The organism is Streptomyces sp. NPDC107550 (genome assembly GCF_055639095.1).
In genome coordinates, this window is sequence record NZ_JBVKBC010000031.1 from 39,783 (window position 1) to 55,650 (window position 15,868).

Sequence of the window (15,868 nt, forward strand, 5' to 3'; positions counted from 1 at the left end):
ACTGAAAGTCTCGCTCAGCGCCCGGTCAGGCGCCTGGCGTCGGCCAGGTGGCGGCCGAGCCGGTCCTGGATGCGCACGGTCGCCTCGTCCAGCGCCTTGCGCGTACGCCGCCCGCTGCCGTCGCCCGCCTCGAACGGGTCGCCGAAGACGACGTCGACCCGGCCGCGCAGCGGGGGCAGCCCCTTTATCAACCGGCCGCGGCGCTCGGTGCTTCCCAGGACGGCGACCGGGACGATCGGCGCCCCGGTGCGCACCGCGAAGTACGCGAGGCCGGCCCGCAGCGAGGCGAAGTCGCCCTCGCCCCGGGTGCCCTCGGGGAAGATCCCGAGGACGCCGCCCTCGTGCAGCACGTCGAGGGCGCGGGTGATGGCCGTGCGGTCGGCGCCCGAGCGGTCGACCTTGACCTGTCCGATGCCTTCGAGGAAGGTGCCCAGCGGCCCGATGAACGCTTCCTGCTTGATCAGGAAGTGCGTGGGGCGCGGGGCGACGCCCATGACCATCGGGCCGTCGATGTTGTGGGAGTGGTTGACCGCGAGGATCACCGGGCCGGTGGCGGGGACCCGCCAGGACCCGAGGACGCGGGGCTTCCACAGCCCGTACATGAGGCCGACGCCGATGCGGCGGCCGACGTCCGCGCCGCGTACCGAGGGGGCCGTCACCGGCCGGCCCGCTTCTCCTCGACCAGCGTGACGACGCACTCGATGACCTGCTGGAGCGTCAGCTCGGTGGTGTCGACCTCGACGGCGTCGTCGGCCTTGGCCAGCGGCGACGTCTTCCGGCTGGAGTCGGCCGCGTCGCGCTTGATCAGGGCCTCCTGGGTCGCCTTGACGTCGGAGCCCTTCAGCTCGCCGGAGCGGCGGGCGGCGCGGGCCTCGGGCGAGGCGGTGAGGAAGATCTTCAGGTCGGCGTCGGGAAGCACCGTCGTACCGATGTCACGTCCCTCGACGACGATGCCCTTCTCGGCGCCCGCGGCGATGGAGCGCTGCAACTCGGTGATGCGGGCGCGCACCTCGGGCACCGCGCTGACGGCGCTGACCTTGGAGGTGACCTCGGTCGTGCGGATCGGGCCCGACACGTCGGTGCCGTCGACCGTGATGGTGGGCGCGGCCGGGTCGGTGCCGGAGACGATCTCGGCCTTGCCCGCGACGGCGGCGATCGCGGTCGGGTCGTCGAGGTCGATGCCGTTGGCGACCATCCACCAGGTGATCGCCCGGTACTGGGCGCCGGTGTCCAGGTAGCTGAGGCCGAGGTGGGCGGCGACGGCCTTGGAGGTGCTCGACTTGCCCGTGCCGGAGGGTCCGTCGATGGCGACGATCACTGCTGCCGGGGCGGCGGTCGCGGCGCTTTCCATGGGTGACGGGCACCTTTCTGAGAACACGGGACAGGTGTGCGGGGCGCGGACACGCCCCGCACAAGGTTACTGGCTCCCGCGAGCCCTTCTTACGGCCGCCCGGAAGCCCGCCCAGGACCCGCCCACGGCCCGCACGGGAGCCCGCCCGAACCCCCCGCACGGGAGCCCTCCCGGAAGCCCGCACGGGAGCCCGCCCGGGGGTCTCTCGTACAGCCCGCCTACTGGCGCATCGCCCAGCCCCGCTCGCGCAGCGCCGCCGCCAGCTTGGGGGCGGCGGCCGGCTGCACCATGAGCTGGACGAAACCGGCCTGCTGACCGGTGGCGTGCTCGATGCGGACGTCCTCCACGTTGACCCCGGCGGCACCGGCGTCGGCGAAGATGCGGGCCAGCTCGCCGGGCTGGTCGGAGATGAGGACGGCGACGATCTCGTACGCGGCGGGGGCGGCGCCGTGCTTGCCGGGGACCCGGGCCTGGCCCGCGTTGCCCCGGCGGAGCATGGTCTCGACGCCGTCGGCGCCCGCGCGGCGCTTGTCGTCGTCGGAGGACTGCAGGGAGCGCAGCGCCCGTACGGTCTCCTCCAGGTCGCCCGCGACGTCGGCGAGGAGGTCGGCGACCGGGCCGGGGTTCGCGGAGAGGATGTCGATCCACATGCCGGGGTCGGAGGCGGCGATGCGGGTCACGTCGCGGATGCCCTGGCCGCACAGGCGTACGGCGGTCTCCTCGGCGCCCTCCAGGCGGGCGGCGACCATGCTGGAGACGAGGTGCGGCATGTGGGAGACGAGGGCGACGGCCCGGTCGTGGGCGTCGGCGTCCATGACGACGGGGACGGCCCGGCACAGGGCGACCAGTTCCAGCGCGAGGTTCAGGACCTCGGTGTCGGTGTCGCGGGTCGGGGTGAGGACCCAGGGGCGGCCCTCGAAGAGGTCGGCGGTCGCGGCGAGCGGTCCGCTGCGCTCCCTGCCGCTCATCGGGTGCGTGCCGATGTACGCGGTCAGGTCGAGGCCGAGCGCCTCCAGGTCCCGGCGCGGGCCGCCCTTGACGCTGGCGACGTCGAGGTAGCCGCGGGCGGCGCCCCCGCGCATGGCGTCGGCGAGGGTCGCGGCGACATGGGCGGGCGGCACGGCGACGACGCACAGGTCGACGGGTCCCCCGGGCGCCTCGTCGGTGCCGGCGCCGAGCGCGGCGGCGGTGTGGGCCTGCGCGGGGTCGTGGTCGGCGAGGTGCACGGTGACGCCGCGCGAGGCGAGGGCCAGGGCGGCGGAGGTGCCGATGAGGCCGGTGCCGATGACGAGTGCGGTTCTCACTGGGCGATGTCCTTGCGGAGTGCGGCGGCGGCGCCGAGGTAGACGTGCGCGATCTCGGCGCGGGGCCGGTCGGTCTCCACGTGCGCGAGGAGGCGGACGACGCGTGGCATGGCGCCGGCTATGTCGAGTTCCTGGGCGCAGATCAGCGGCACGTCGACGATGCCGAGCTTGCGGGCGGCGGCGGCCGGGAAGTCGCTGTGCAGGTCGGGCGTGGCCGTGAACCAGATGGAGATCAGGTCGTCGCCGGTCAGTCCGTTGCGCTCCATGACGGCCTTCAGCAGCGCGCTGACCTGCTCGTCCATGTGCGCGGCCTCGTCCCGCTTCAGTTGGACGGCGCCCCGGACCGCTCGTACCGCCACGGTGTCTCTCCTCGATCCCTCTGCGTACGTGTCTGAGGTGACCAGCGTAGTTCGGCCCGTACGCGCGAGTGCGCGGCGCCCGCCTGCCGAGACAGCCGGACGCCGCGCACCGGGCTGAGTCACATGTTCTGCTGCCGGACCAGTTCGTCGAGGGTGAGGCCGGGGACCTCGCCGTCGGGGGTGAGCTTGTCGACGGCGGTGGGCAGGGCGCCGGCGATGTCATGGGCGGCCTGGTCGGGCGTGACGCCGGACTCGGCGGCGACCTTCTGGAGCGTGACGTCGGGCAGGGCGTCCTTGACCTGGTCGGGGGTGAGGGCCTGGTTGTCGCCCTTGCCGACCCAGGAGTCGATCTGCTCCTTGCTGACCAGTCCGGACCGGGTGATCTGCTCGAGGAGGCCGCCGAGCGGGTTGCCGCCCGCGGAGCCGCTCTGGCCCTTGGTGAAGGCGGCGAGCAGGGCGGTGAGCACACTGCCCGCCGAGCCGCTGCCGCCGCCCTGCCCGCTGCCGCCGCCGAGGAGCCCGCCGAGGAGGCTGCCGAGGTCGGGTCCGCCGTTGTTGCTCGCCATGGTCACGCCTTTCGGGACGTACGAGGGGTCGGCGCGGGCAGCGCGTGGGCGCCCGGCCCGGGCCGCCCCCAATGTCACCCGAACCGCACCCGCCCGCCACTCGGCACGGCCCCGCGCGGGCCAGACGCCGGGCGCGGAGCGGTGGAGGCGCCGGAAAACCGCTGCGCGGAGCGGGCGCGCCCGCCGTACGCTCGCCCGATGGAACCCGAGTCCGACTTCCTGGTGCGCGAGCACACCGTGTACGCCTGCGTCATGGGTTCGCGCGCCTTCGGCCTGGCGACGGAGGACAGCGACACGGACCTGCGGGGCGTGTACGTGGCGCCGACGCCCCTGTTCTGGCGCTTCCAGAAGCCGCCGACGCACATCGAGGGCCCGGCCCCGGAGCAGTTCTCCTGGGAGCTGGAACGCTTCTGCGAGCTGGCCCTGCGCGGCAACCCCAACATCCTGGAGTGCCTGCACTCCCCGCTCGTCGAGTACGCCGACGCCACCGGCCGCGAACTGCTGGCGCTGCGCGGGGCGTTCCTCTCCCGCCGGGTCCACGCCACGTTCACCGGGTACGCGGCGGCCCAGCGCCGCAAGCTGGAGGCGGACACCCGCGCGCACGGCGCCCCGCGCTGGAAGCACGCCATGCATCTGCTGCGCCTGCTGCTCACGTGCCGCGAGCTGCTGCGCACCGGGGAACTGCGGGTCGACGTCAGCGAGCACCGCGCGTCCCTGCTCGCGGTGAAGCGCGGCGAGGTCGCGTGGCCGGAGGTGGAGTCCCGCATCGCCCGCCTGATCACCGAGACGGACGCGGCCCTCCCCCACTCCCCGCTCCCACCCACCCCGGACCTCCCCCAAGTGGAACGCTTCCTCCACAAGGTCCGCCGCCGCTCGGCCTGCTGACAGTCAGCTCCCCGCCCCCCCCGATCACCGGCCCCGCTACCTCCAGCCCCGCGACGCCCCGCCCGGGCCCCTCACGCGTCCCAGCGGGCCCCCAGGTCACGGAGTTCGTCGTGGTGTTCGACTCGGGTCGTCCAGGGTTCGGGCCAGGCGTCGGCGCCGAGGTGGGCGCCCGCGAAGGCGCCGGTCAGGGCCGCGATGGAGTCGGAGTCGCCGGAGGTGCAGGCGGCGCGGCGCAGGGCGAGCACCGGCTCGTCGACGAACTGGAGGAAGCACAGCAGTGCCGTCGCCAGGGCCTCCTCGGCGATCCAGCCGGCGCCGGTGGCCAGGCAGGGGTCGGTCTCGGGGTTGGCGGTGCGCAGCGCGGCCTCCAGGCGTTCGAGGACGGCCAGGCACTCGTCCCAGCCGCGCGCGATGAACTGCTCGGGGCCCGCGTCCTGGGAGCGGGTCCACAGGTCGCCGAGCCAGTCGGCGCGGTACCGGGTGCGGTTCTCCAGGGCGTACGAGCGCAGGCGTCCGACGAGTCCGGCGGGGTCGGCGCCCTGGGCGAGCAGGTGCGTGGCGCGGGCGGTGAGGTCGCCGGCGGCGAGGGCGGTGGGGTGGCCGTGGGTGAGCGCGGACTGGAGCTGGGCGGCCCCGGCGCGCCGGTCGTCGTCGAGGCCGGGCAGCAGGCCGAGCGGGGTGACGCGCATGTTGGCGCCGCAGCCCTTGGAGTGCACGCGGCTCGCGTCGCGCCAGTCGCGGTGCTCGTCCTCCAGGAGTTCGCAGGCGGTGATGCAGGTGGTGCCGGGCGCGCGGTTGTTGTCCGGGGAGCGGTTCCAGGCGATGAACCGCTCCCGCAGGGCGCCGGCGTACCGCTCGGGGTCGTCGGGGGCGCCGGCGCGGGCGACGGCGAGCGCCATCTGCGTGTCGTCGGTGACCCAGGCCGTCGGGCCGGGCAGTTCCATCTCGCGCCAGGGCCCGCACTTGGCGAGGATCGCGGGTACGTCGTTGAACTCGGTCGGGAAGCCCAGGGCGTCGCCGAGCGCGAGGCCGAGCAGCGATCCGGTGGCGGCGGTCTTCGTCATCGGCGGGGTCCTTCCACGGGGTCGGGGGCGGGTCTGAGCAGGGGCGGGTGCAGGGCGCTCGCGCCGCCGGCCCGGTACAGCGCGGCGGGCTTGCCGCGGCCTCCGGTGAGCCGGGAGGCGCCGGGGACGCGGTCGACGAAGCCGGGGGTGGCGAGCACCTTGCGGCGGAAGTTGGCGGGGTCGAGTTCGGTGCCCCAGACCACCTCGTAGACCTGGCGCAGCTCGCCGAGGGTGAACTCGGGCGGGCAGAACGCGGTGGCGAGGCAGGTGTACTCCAGCTTGCCGCCGATCCGTTCGTGGGCGTCGGCGAGCATCCGGTCGTGGTCGAAGGCGAGGGGCCCCTGGGTCCCGTACGGCAGCCAGGCGGCCTGGGCCGCGTCACCGCCGCCGCGGGCCTGCGGGGCGTCGGGGACGAGGGCGGCGAAGGCGACGGAGACGACCCGCATACGGGGGTCGCGGCCCGGCTCGCTGTAGGTGCGCAACTGCTCCAGGTGGAGCCCGGCGACGTCGGCGAGGCCGGTCTCCTCGGCCAGTTCGCGGCGGGCGGCGCTCTCGGCGGACTCGTCCGGCGCGAGGAATCCGCCGGGCAGCGCCCAGCGGCCCGCGTAGGGGGCCTGGCCGCGCTCGACGAGCAGGATGTGCAGCCGCCCGGCGCGCAGCGTGAAGACGGCCAGATCGACGGTGACGGCGAACGGCTCGAAGGCGTGCTTGTCGTACGGCGTGACGCCCGCCTTGTCGTACGGCGTGACGCCCGCACCGCCGGCGCCCGCGGCGGACCCGGTGTTCTCGTCGGCTGACGCGGTGTGCTCGTCGGTGGACATGCGGCGACCCCCTCTCTTTTTGGTCTACTAGACCTTAAAGGGAGGGGGTCGCCACGGACAAGAGGTCGGCGCGAACCGCCGGCGGTCTACGCGACCCGCAAGCGCTCTACGCCACCCGCAAGCGGTCCGCGCGCCTCAGCTACCGGGCCGGCTCAGAGGTCGACTTCCCTCATCAGCATGCCGACCTCCGTGTTCGACAGGCGGCGCAGCCAGCCGGACTTCTGGTCGCCCAGGGTGATCGGGCCGAAGGAGACCCGGACCAGCTTGTCGACCGGGAACCCGGCCTCCGCCAGCATCCGCCGCACGATGTGCTTGCGGCCCTCGTGCAGGGTGACCTCCACGAGGTAGTTCTTGCCGGTCTGCTCGACGACGCGGAAGTGGTCGGCGCGCGCGTAGCCGTCCTCCAGCTGGATGCCGTCCTTGAGCTGCTTGCCCAGGTCGCGCGGGATCGGGCCCACGATGTGCGCCAGGTACGTCTTCTTCACGCCGTACTTGGGGTGCGTGAGGCGGTGCGCCAGCTCACCGTGGTTGGTGAGCAGGATGACGCCCTCGGTCTCGGTGTCCAGCCGGCCCACGTGGAACAGCCGCGTCTCGCGGTTGGTCACGTAGTCGCCCAGGCACTGCCGGCCCTCGGGGTCCTCCATCGTGGAGACGACACCGGCCGGCTTGTTCAGCGAGAAGAACTGGTACGACTGCGTGGCCACGGTCAGCCCGTCGACCTTGATCTCATCCTTCTCCGGGTCGACGCGCAGCCCCTGCTCGATGACGATCTCGCCGTTGACCTCGACGCGGGCCTGGTCGACCAGCTCCTCGCAGGCGCGGCGCGAGCCGTAACCGGCGCGGGCCAGCACCTTCTGCAGCCGCTCGCCCTCCTGCTCGGCGCCCGGGAAGGTCTTGGGGAGCTTGACCTCCTTCTTGCCCGCGTAGCGCTCGCGGTTGCGCTCCTCGGCCCGCGTCTCGAACTCACGCGAACGCGAGGGAGCCGTACGGCCGCGGCCCGTGGACTGCTGGCCGCGCTTGGGGCCGCCCTTGGCACCGCCGCGCGCCGACGCGCCACGGCCCGCCTTGGGGCCCTCATGCGAGGCGTTCGGGCCTACGTCGTAGCGCCGCTCCTCGGGGCGGGGCTTGCTGGGGCGCCCGCTGCCCTGCTTGTCGTCGCGGTTGTTGCCGGCGCCACGGTGGTCACCGCGGCCGCCGCCGTTCCCGCCGCGGCCGCCGCTGTTGCCACCACGGCTCCCGCCGTTGTTTCCGCTGCTGTTCCTGCCGCTGCTGCTTCGCATCAAAGTTCCGTCTGGTCGCCTGTGTGCTCGGTGTACTGGGTCTGTTCGATGTGCCGGGTGTATCTCGTGTCCGGCGCGTCGGGCGCGTCCGGATCGAACGACGGGACCCCTTCCAGCGTGTCCGCCTCGATCGCGTCCGCCTCGGGGAGGAAGGGCGCCAGCTCCGGCAGCTCGTCCAGACCGCGCAGGCCCATCCGCTCCAGGAAGTAGTTCGTCGTCCTGTACAGGATCGCACCTGTTTCGGGTTCCGCGCCCGCCTCCTCCACCAGACCCCGCTGGAGCAGGGTCCGCATGACGCCGTCGCAGTTCACCCCGCGCACCGCGGAGACCCGCGAACGGCTCACCGGCTGGCGGTACGCGACCACCGCCAGCGTCTCCAGGGCCGCCTGGGTGAGCCTCGCCACCTGCCCGTCCAGGACGAACGCCTCGACGGCCTCCGCGTACGCCGGCCGCGTGTAGAACCGCCAGCCGCCCGCGACGAGCCGCAGCTCGAAGCCCCGGCGCTGCACGGTGTACTCGTCGGCCAGTTCGCGCAGCGCGTCGGCCACCGCCCGCTCGGGGCGCTGGAGGATCTTCGCCAGGTGCCGCTCGGTCGCCGGTTCGTCCACCACCATCAGCACGGCTTCGAGGGCGGGCTTGAGGTCGAGCCCCGCCATCGTGGTCACGTCCGTCGCTTCGCTCACCGCTCGCTCTCCTCCTTCACGGGCTCGGGCGCCCGGTCGAACTCGTCGGTGACGACCGGCTCCCCCGCGTCGTCACCGGTCCAGCGCACCAGCAGCTCGCCGAGGGCGCTCTCCTGGTCGAGCGCGACCGCTTTCTCCCGGTACAGCTCCAGCAGGGCGAGGAAGCGGGCGACAACGGTCAGGGTGTCGTCGGTGTCGGCGACCAGCTCCTGGAACGAGACCTCGCCGCGCTCCTTCAGCCGCGCCACCACGAGCCCGGCCTGCTCCTGCACGCTGACCAGCGGGGCGTGGATGTGCTCGACGTACACCTGGGGCTTGGCCCGGGGCTGCATGGCCTTCACCGCCAGCCGGGCGAACCCCTCGGCGCCGATGCTGATGACGACGTCAGGCAGCAGCTCCGCGTGGTGCGGTTCGAGGCCGACGGTACGGGGGTGCCGGCGGCCCTCGTCCTCCAGCCGCTCGCTGAAGATGTCGGCGACGCGCTTGTACGCGCGGTACTGGAGCAGCCGCGCGAACAGCAGGTCGCGGGCCTCAAGGAGCGCGAGGTCGGCCTCGTCCTCCACCTCGGCGGCGGGCAGCAGGCGGGCCGCCTTGAGGTCGAGCAGGGTCGCGGCGACGACCAGGAACTCCGTGGTCTGGTCGAGGTCCCAGTCCGGGCCCATCGCGCGGATGTGCGCCATGAACTCGTCGGTGACCTTCGACAGGGCGACCTCGGTGACGTCCAGCTTGTGCTTCGAGATCAACTGGAGCAGCAGGTCGAAGGGGCCCTCGAAGTTCGCCAGCCGGACCGTGAACTTCCCGTCACCCTCGGCACCGGCCGCGTCCCCGGCGGGCGGGGCGTCGGCCTCGACGGGCGCGGGCACCTCGGCACCGGCCGCGGGCACGTCCGGCGCGGGCTCGTCCGGGGCGGGCGCCGCCCCGGGATCGGCGGGTGCCCGCCCGTCGGGGGGTGCCGCGAGCGCCCCCCGTCCCAGGGCGCGCCGGCGCGCGCCCCGGTCGGACGGTGGCGCGGAGTAATCGTTCACAGGCACAAGGCCGGAGGCTACCGCTACCGTCCGCGCAGGCGTCGTACGAGGATGCTCGCGTCCCCGCGGGACTCCAGGTCGGCGAGGACCACGGCGACCGCCTCGCGCACGATCCGGCCGCGGTCGACGGCGAGCCCGTGTTCGCCGCGCAGCACCAGGCGCGCGTGCTCCAGGTCCATCAGTTCCTCGGCGGAGACGTACACGGTGATCTTCTCGTCGTGCCGCTCACGTCCGCTCGGCCGCCGGTTGGCGGCGCGGGCCCTGCGGCGCGCGGGGGCCGTGCCACGAGAGGTGGCAGAACCTTCCTGCGCCCCCGCGGGCGAGCGCCGGGCGGGCTTGTCCGCGCCCTCGGCGGCGCCGCCCCGGCTGCGGGAACCGGACTCCGACTCGGCGTGCGCGGCAGTGTGTTCACCGGAGGCGCCCCCGGCCGGGGCGTCGGGCGCGGAGCCCGCGGGCGCCGCCTCGGCCCCCGCGTCCTGGTCGGCGGCCGACGAGGCCGCGGCCTCGTCGCTCTCACCGGCCGGGTTCGGCACGCGTGCCTCGCCGTTGTTCGCCGCGCGCCTCGGTGACGACGCCTGAAGTGCCATGCCCCCGGTCGTACGGAACAGTTCGTCGGCCCCGGGCAGACTCACTCGGCGTGACACCGGGCGAGCACCTCCCTGGCGAGCTGACGGTAGGCGGCGGCACCGACCGAGTTCGAGGCGTACGTGGTGATGGGCTCACCGGCGACCGTGGTCTCCGGGAAGCGGACCGTACGCCCGATCACGGTGTGGTAGACGTGATCGTCGAACGCCTCGACCACGCGCGCGAGGACCTCGCGGCTGTGGACGGTGCGCGAGTCGTACATCGTGGCGAGGATGCCGTCCAGCTCCAGGTCGGGGTTGAGCCGTTCCTGGACCTTCTCGATCGTCTCCGTCAGCAGCGCGACACCGCGCAGCGCGAAGAACTCGCACTCCAGCGGGACGATGACCTTGTGAGCGGCCGTCAGCGCGTTGACCGTGAGCAGGCCGAGTGAGGGCTGACAGTCGATCACGATGTAGTCGTAGTCGGCCATCAGCGGCTTGAGCGCCCGCTGGAGCGTGGACTCGCGCGCGACCTCGCTGACGAGCTGCACCTCGGCGGCCGACAGGTCGATGTTGCTGGGGAGCAGGTCCATGTTGGGGACCGCGGTCTTCAGGAGGACCTCGTCGGCGGCCATGCCCCGCTCCATGAGCAGGTTGTAGACCGTGAGGTCGAGCTCCATCGGGTTCACGCCGAGGCCGACCGACAGGGCACCCTGCGGGTCGAAGTCGACGAGCAGGACACGGCGGCCGTACTCGGCGAGCGCGGCACCCAGGTTGATGGTCGACGTGGTCTTGCCGACGCCGCCCTTCTGGTTGCACATGGCGATGATCTTCGCCGGGCCGTGGTCGGTCAGCGGTCCTGGGATCGGGAAGTACGGGAGCGGACGCCCGGTCGGACCGATGCGCTCGCGGCGCTGGCGGGCAGCGTCGGGGGCGAGCGTGGCCGCGTACTCGGGGTCGGGCTCGTACTCGGCGTCGGGGTCGTAGAAGTGCCCCTCGGGCAGTTCGTCGTAGTCGGCGAAGTGGCTGTGTGTGTCGCCGCTTCGGTCGCCGGCCATGGCGTTCACGTGATGGCCATCCATGCTCTGGTGTGCTGTCTGCGTCGGCGTCTTGTGGGGGCTGCTCTGGTAGCCGCTCTGGTGGGCCGCGAAGGTACGCACAGCGACGGAGCCGACAGCCTGAAGCCCGGGTCCCTGTCCGTCTGGCTGGCCACCTCCGGGAGTAAATGTCGACTCATTCACAAGTCGTCTTACCTCCTTGGATGTGACCAGGAACATTTATCGATAGGTCAGCGTGGCACCATGCCGACGGTTGGCGACTCTATGGCGTGTCACCGCTCCGCAGCAACACAATCCGCCGGACCCGGCACGATGCGTCGGCACTTCGGGAAGGATCGAAGGTCCTCATGTCAAGGGCGTGCGGCGATCCTTCGGCGCGTTTCGCGGGGGCGCGAATCGGTTAAAGGGTTACGTTCGCGGCGAGTTGACCAAGTCCGGCCCTCGCGCGTGCCCGCACGCCTACGGCCGGACCCCTCGCAAGGTCCGGCCGTAGGCGTGAGATTGACGACTCTCGTTGACGTCGCCGGGCGGGGTCAGCCGAGCAGCGTCTCGATCTCGACGTGCTCCAGGCCGTGGGCCTCGGCGACCTCCTTGTAAACGACCTTGCCGTCATGGGTGTTGAGACCCAGGGCGAGCGCCGGGTCGCGGCGCAGGGCCTCGACCCAGCCGCGGTTCGCCAGCTCGACGATGTACGGCATCGTGGCGTTGGTCAGCGCGTACGTCGAGGTGTTGGGCACCGCGCCGGGCATGTTGGCGACGCAGTAGAAGACCGAGTTGTGGACCTTGAAGGTCGGCTCGGCGTGCGTGGTGGCGTGCGAGTCCTCGAAGCAGCCGCCCTGGTCGATGGCGATGTCGACAAGGACACTTCCCGGCTTCATACGGGAGACCAGCTCGTTGGTGACGAGCTTCGGGGCCTTCGCACCGGGGATGAGGACGGCGCCGATGACGAGGTCGGCGTCCAGGCATGCCTTCTCCAGCTCGAAGGCGTTGGAGACGACCGTCTGGATCTTCGTACCGAAGATCTTGTCGGCTTCCTTGAGCTTGTTGATGTCCTTGTCGAGCAGGGTCACGTGGAAGCCCATGCCGATGGCGATCTGCGCGGCGTTCCAGCCGGAGACGCCGCCGCCGATGACGACGGCCTTGCCCGCGTGCACGCCGGGGACACCGCCGGGCAGGACACCGCGACCGCCGTTGGCGGCCATCAGGTGGTAGGCGCCGACCTGCGGGGCGAGGCGGCCCGCGACCTCGGACATCGGGGCGAGCAGCGGGAGCGCGCGGTTCGCGGTCTCGACCGTCTCGTAGGCGATGGCCGTGGTGCCGGACTCCAGGAGCGCGTCCGTGCACTCCTTGGAGGCGGCCAGGTGCAGGTACGTGAAGAGGGTCTGGTCCTTGCGCAGGCGGTGGTACTCCTCCGCGATCGGCTCCTTGACCTTCAGCAGCAGGTCGGCCGTGGCCCACACCTCGTCGGCGGTGCCGAGGATCTGGGCGCCCGCAGCCGTGTACTCGTCGTCCGTGATCGAGGAGCCGACACCGGCGTTCTGCTCGACGAAGACCTGATGGCCGTGGCGCACCAGCTCATGCACGCCGGCGGGGGTGATGGCCACCCGGAACTCGTTGTTCTTGACCTCGCGGGGGATGCCGACCTTCATCGTCGATCACGGTCCTTGGCTCTGGGGATGTTTCGGGCAATGCACTACATACCAGTGTGCTCGCAGGCACACCGGGGGACACCGCGAACGAACGCAGCGGAGCCAGTCTAATGAAGGTTTTCGAGCTGTCTAGCCTTTCGTTGCATCAATCTTCTGCGGATGCACTACGGATTTCGCAGGTGTTTGCGGCGTGTTCCGAAGGGATCGATTCCGCGGCCCCGGCGGCGGCCAGCTCGTCGCCGAGCATCCGCTCGGCCGCGCTCCGGTGCAGCTTGGCCGCCGCCGGGTCGCCGAGCCGCTCCAGCGTGTCCGCGAGCCGCACCTGCAACGCCGCCTGGAGTCGTACGTCCCGTGCGCGCCGCGCCCACTCGACCGCTTCCTGGCAGGTCAGCAGCGACTCCTCGGGCCGGCCCGCGTACTCCTGCACCCGCGCCAGCTCGCTCAACGCCCGTGCCTGCGCGGCGACATCGCCCTCCTTGCGGTACCCGGCCGCCGCCGAACGCCAGCCGCGCATCGCCTCGCCGTAGCGGCCCGCGTACGTGTGCACGGTGGCGAGCCGGCCGTGCAGCCGCGCCGCGTCCACGCGCTCGCCGCGCGTGAGCCGCTGGGCGAGCGCGCGCCCGTACCAGTCGGCGGCCCGGTACCAGTCCCCCAGCTCCTGGTACGCGCCGCCTACGGATTCCATCGACCGGCCCGTCGCGTACGGGTCCCGCGCCGCCCGCCCGGCGTCCAGCGCGGCCCGGTAGCGGGCCAGGGCCTCCTCGGTGCGGCCGGTGCTCGCGTCCAGGTCGGCGAGGTTGAGCAGGGCGGCGGCCTTCTCGCGGGGCAGGTCGCGCCGCTCGGCCACGTCGAGCACGAGCCGGTGGATGCCGTACAGGTCGGGGGCGGCCTCCTCGGTCGTGCGGTGCGCGACCATCGCCCGTACGAGCGCGGCCATCAGCCGCCGGGCGAGCGTGTCCAACTCCCCGTCCGCGACGGCCAGTCGGGCGGCCGCGAGCAGACTCGGGCGGCGCGCCTCCAGCCAGTCGGCCGCGTCCTCGGGGCGCGCGAAACGCAGGGCGCTCGGCAGCCCGGCGAGCTTCTTGCGGGCGGGCGAGCCCTCCGGTTCGGTGACCGCGCGGCACGAACTCAGCAGCCTGACCGTGCGCTCCAGCATCCGCGCGCGGGCCAGTTGGAGTTCGGCCGGCCGGTCCTGCGTGTCGGTCAGTCCGCGCAGCAGCGGTACGAGACAGCCGGGCACCTCGTACTGCGGCAGCGCCGAGTCGACGGCACGCACGAGGCCGAGCTTCACGAAGTCGTCCAGCGTGGTGTGCGCCGCCGAGACCGAGCAGCCGGCCAGCGCGGAGGCCATGTGCGGATCGACGTACCCCTCGGGCGCCAGCGACAGATACCGCAGTATCCGGGCGGCGGGCGCGGGCAGGGACGCGTACGTGTGCCGGAAGACGCGGGCGAGCGCGGGCCCGTCGCCGTCCATGGCGTGCACCTGTTTGGCCAGGTCCGCGACGGATTCCTTCGGCCGTACGGCGAGCCAGCCGCCGGCGATCTCCAGCGCGGCCGGCTCCGCCCCGCACAGCTCGACCAGGGACTCCGCCGAACGCGGGTCGCAGGTGATCCGTACGGAACCGGTGTGCCGGGACAGCAGTTCCAGCGCCGCCTTGGTGTCCAGGCCGCCCAGCGTGCAGGGGCGTACGTCGGGGATGCCGGTCAGGGGGCCCTCGGCGACCGCGACGACCAGGCAGTCCGGGGTGTCGGGGAGCAGCGGATCGACCTGTTCGGCGGTGCCGGCGTCGTCGAGCAGCAGCACGACCTTGCGCAGCGAAAGCCCCTCGCGCAGCCGCTCGGTGAGGTCGTCGGCGCACTCCCCGGCCGGGGCGGGCAGCTTCAGCGCGTTCAGCAGGTCGCGGGCGACGCGTTCGGTCGGTACGGGGGTGCCGTCCGGGGCGCTGAGCCGGGTGCGCAGGACTCCGTCCGGGTAGCGGTCGGCGATCTGGGCGAGGAGTTCCTCGGCGAGGGCGGTGCGGCCGGTGCCGGGGCGGCCGGCGATCAGCAGGACGCGGGCGCGGGGGGACTTCCGTCCTGACAGGGTGTCGAGTCCCGCGCGCTCGATGTCGGCGCGCAGCTCCTTCAACTCGCGTCGGCGGCCGAGGAAGTGACGGGGCCTCACGGGGGTGCGGGACGACTCGATCGCCGTCACGTCGTTCGACTCGACCGCCTGCTGCGCCACGGGCCACGCTCCGTCTCACCCTGCCCCTCCGGGGGTCGGCGGGGCGGTTCCGAGCGTAGTTGAGGGTGGGCGGGTGTTCTGGGTGGGCGGCGCCGACAAGTCACCGAATCGGATCAGCGCATCTTCCGACAACCGGCGTTTCGCCCAGCCGGCGTACCTCCAGGTGAGTGGGCCGGCCCGTGGTCTTTCGTCGTCGACTCACGTCGTGGCTGAGCGCGCAGTTCCCCGCGCCCCTGGAGGGGCGACTACGTCGCCACCTCCCCCCTGGGCCCCGACAGGGGCGCGGGGAACTGCGCAACGTTCAGGTCAGCGGGCCCTCACCCGGAGAACTCCCCAGGGGCGCGGGGAACTGCGCGGACGGTCACTGCAAGCGGCGCGCGCCCGGGAACCCCGGGGAGTTAGAAGGGACGCGCCGGCCAAGGGGCCTCCGCAGGCCGCAGGGAGTCGACCCCACCCCCGGCAAGGGACATCGCCGCGTGCAACGACAGCACCCCCACCACAAGGCAGTTGTTGTGCAACTCCCCCGCCAGCACCCCCCGCACAAGCTCATCGAGCGGAACCCGGGCGAACTCCATGTCCGCCTCCTCGTCCTCGACCTCGAACCGCTCCCCGTCCGCCTCGGACAACCCCCGCGCGAGAAAGACCCGTACGGCCTCGGAACAGCCGCCCGGCGTGGTGTACACGTCCGTGAGGACACGCCAGTCGTCCGCCTTGACGTGCGCCTCCTCGTACAGCTCCCGCTGCGCCGCGTGCAAGGGGTTCTCCCCGGGCACGTCCAGCAGCCCGGCCGGGATCTCCCAGAGCTTCATGGCGACGGGGTGCCGGTACTGCTTGAGCAGCAGCACGCGGTCCTCGTCGTCGAGGGCGAGGACGGCCACGGAACCGGGGTGGACCTGGTAGTCGCGGCGCGAGACGGACCCGTCGGGCATGACCACATCATCGGTGCGGACGGAGGTCTTGTTGCCGACGAAGGGCGTCGCGGTCTCCCGGACCTCCCACAGCTCGGCCGTGTCCTTGATCGTCGTCATGCGGAACG

The 15,868-nt window shown here is 72.7% G+C and carries 16 protein-coding genes; 1 reads left to right on the plus strand and 15 read right to left on the minus strand.

Going from position 1 to position 15,868, the window contains the following annotated elements; translation table 11 throughout:
* Positions 1–14: 14 nt before the first annotated feature.
* The 5 genes from ACZ7LY_RS28745 to ACZ7LY_RS28765 form a co-directional block, all read right to left on the minus strand.
* Positions 15–698, minus strand: a complete 684-nt coding sequence (locus tag ACZ7LY_RS28745; protein WP_471627648.1) for a lysophospholipid acyltransferase family protein — start codon at positions 696–698, stop codon at positions 15–17.
* A complete protein-coding gene (gene cmk / locus ACZ7LY_RS28750) occupies positions 656–1,351 on the minus strand; it encodes a (d)CMP kinase (protein ID WP_471627649.1) in 696 nt (231 codons plus the stop codon). The genes ACZ7LY_RS28745 and cmk overlap by 43 nt, the downstream gene beginning before the upstream one ends.
* Positions 1,352–1,569: 218 nt before the next feature.
* Entirely contained in the window at positions 1,570–2,655 is a 1,086-nt protein-coding gene (locus ACZ7LY_RS28755; protein ID WP_471627650.1) for a prephenate dehydrogenase, read from the minus strand.
* A complete protein-coding gene (gene aroH, locus ACZ7LY_RS28760; protein ID WP_471627651.1) occupies positions 2,652–3,014 on the minus strand; it encodes a chorismate mutase in 363 nt (120 codons plus the stop codon). Before aroH ends, ACZ7LY_RS28755 begins: the two co-directional genes overlap by 4 nt.
* A 119-nt stretch (positions 3,015–3,133) precedes the next feature.
* Entirely contained in the window at positions 3,134–3,658 is a 525-nt protein-coding gene (locus ACZ7LY_RS28765) for a YidB family protein (protein ID WP_471627652.1), read from the minus strand.
* 120 nt (positions 3,659–3,778) lie between these two features.
* On the opposite strand from ACZ7LY_RS28765, the gene ACZ7LY_RS28770 reads away from it, so the two are divergent.
* Positions 3,779–4,465: a nucleotidyltransferase domain-containing protein gene (locus tag ACZ7LY_RS28770; protein WP_471627653.1), complete on the plus strand. Its 687-nt coding sequence runs from the start codon at positions 3,779–3,781 to the stop codon at positions 4,463–4,465.
* 71 nt (positions 4,466–4,536) lie between these two features.
* Here ACZ7LY_RS28770 and ACZ7LY_RS28775 read toward each other — a convergent pair whose 3' ends face one another.
* From ACZ7LY_RS28775 to ACZ7LY_RS28820, 10 genes are all read right to left on the minus strand, one after another.
* Complete coding sequence (locus ACZ7LY_RS28775) at positions 4,537–5,529, minus strand: ADP-ribosylglycohydrolase family protein (protein WP_471627654.1); 993 nt, start codon at positions 5,527–5,529, stop codon at positions 4,537–4,539.
* Positions 5,526–6,350, minus strand: a complete 825-nt coding sequence (locus tag ACZ7LY_RS28780) for an NUDIX hydrolase (protein ID WP_471627655.1) — start codon at positions 6,348–6,350, stop codon at positions 5,526–5,528. The genes ACZ7LY_RS28775 and ACZ7LY_RS28780 overlap by 4 nt, the downstream gene beginning before the upstream one ends.
* A 152-nt stretch (positions 6,351–6,502) precedes the next feature.
* Positions 6,503–7,630, minus strand: coding sequence for a pseudouridine synthase (locus ACZ7LY_RS28785; RefSeq protein ID WP_471627656.1), 1,128 nt, complete (start codon positions 7,628–7,630; stop codon positions 6,503–6,505).
* Positions 7,630–8,286 carry an SMC-Scp complex subunit ScpB gene (gene scpB / locus ACZ7LY_RS28790; RefSeq protein ID WP_471627681.1) on the minus strand — a complete coding sequence of 219 codons (657 nt, stop codon included), beginning with the start codon at positions 8,284–8,286 and terminating at the stop codon, positions 7,630–7,632. The genes ACZ7LY_RS28785 and scpB overlap by 1 nt, the downstream gene beginning before the upstream one ends.
* Before the next feature lie 23 nt (positions 8,287–8,309).
* On the minus strand, positions 8,310–9,344 hold the full coding sequence (locus ACZ7LY_RS28795) for a segregation and condensation protein A (protein ID WP_471627657.1): 1,035 nt from the start codon (positions 9,342–9,344) through the stop codon (positions 8,310–8,312).
* A gap of 17 nt (positions 9,345–9,361) precedes the next feature.
* On the minus strand, positions 9,362–9,982 hold the full coding sequence (locus tag ACZ7LY_RS28800; RefSeq protein ID WP_471627658.1) for a hypothetical protein: 621 nt from the start codon (positions 9,980–9,982) through the stop codon (positions 9,362–9,364).
* Positions 9,967–11,142 carry a ParA family protein gene (locus ACZ7LY_RS28805; RefSeq protein WP_471627659.1) on the minus strand — a complete coding sequence of 392 codons (1,176 nt, stop codon included), beginning with the start codon at positions 11,140–11,142 and terminating at the stop codon, positions 9,967–9,969. Before ACZ7LY_RS28805 ends, ACZ7LY_RS28800 begins: the two co-directional genes overlap by 16 nt.
* A 350-nt stretch (positions 11,143–11,492) precedes the next feature.
* Positions 11,493–12,608 carry an alanine dehydrogenase gene (ald, locus tag ACZ7LY_RS28810; RefSeq protein WP_471627660.1) on the minus strand — a complete coding sequence of 372 codons (1,116 nt, stop codon included), beginning with the start codon at positions 12,606–12,608 and terminating at the stop codon, positions 11,493–11,495.
* Positions 12,609–12,753: 145 nt separating this feature from the next.
* Complete coding sequence (locus tag ACZ7LY_RS28815; RefSeq protein WP_471627661.1) at positions 12,754–14,832, minus strand: tetratricopeptide repeat protein; 2,079 nt, start codon at positions 14,830–14,832, stop codon at positions 12,754–12,756.
* Between the two features lie 398 nt (positions 14,833–15,230).
* Positions 15,231–15,860: an NUDIX domain-containing protein gene (locus ACZ7LY_RS28820; RefSeq protein ID WP_471627662.1), complete on the minus strand. Its 630-nt coding sequence runs from the start codon at positions 15,858–15,860 to the stop codon at positions 15,231–15,233.
* Positions 15,861–15,868: the final 8 nt, after the last annotated feature.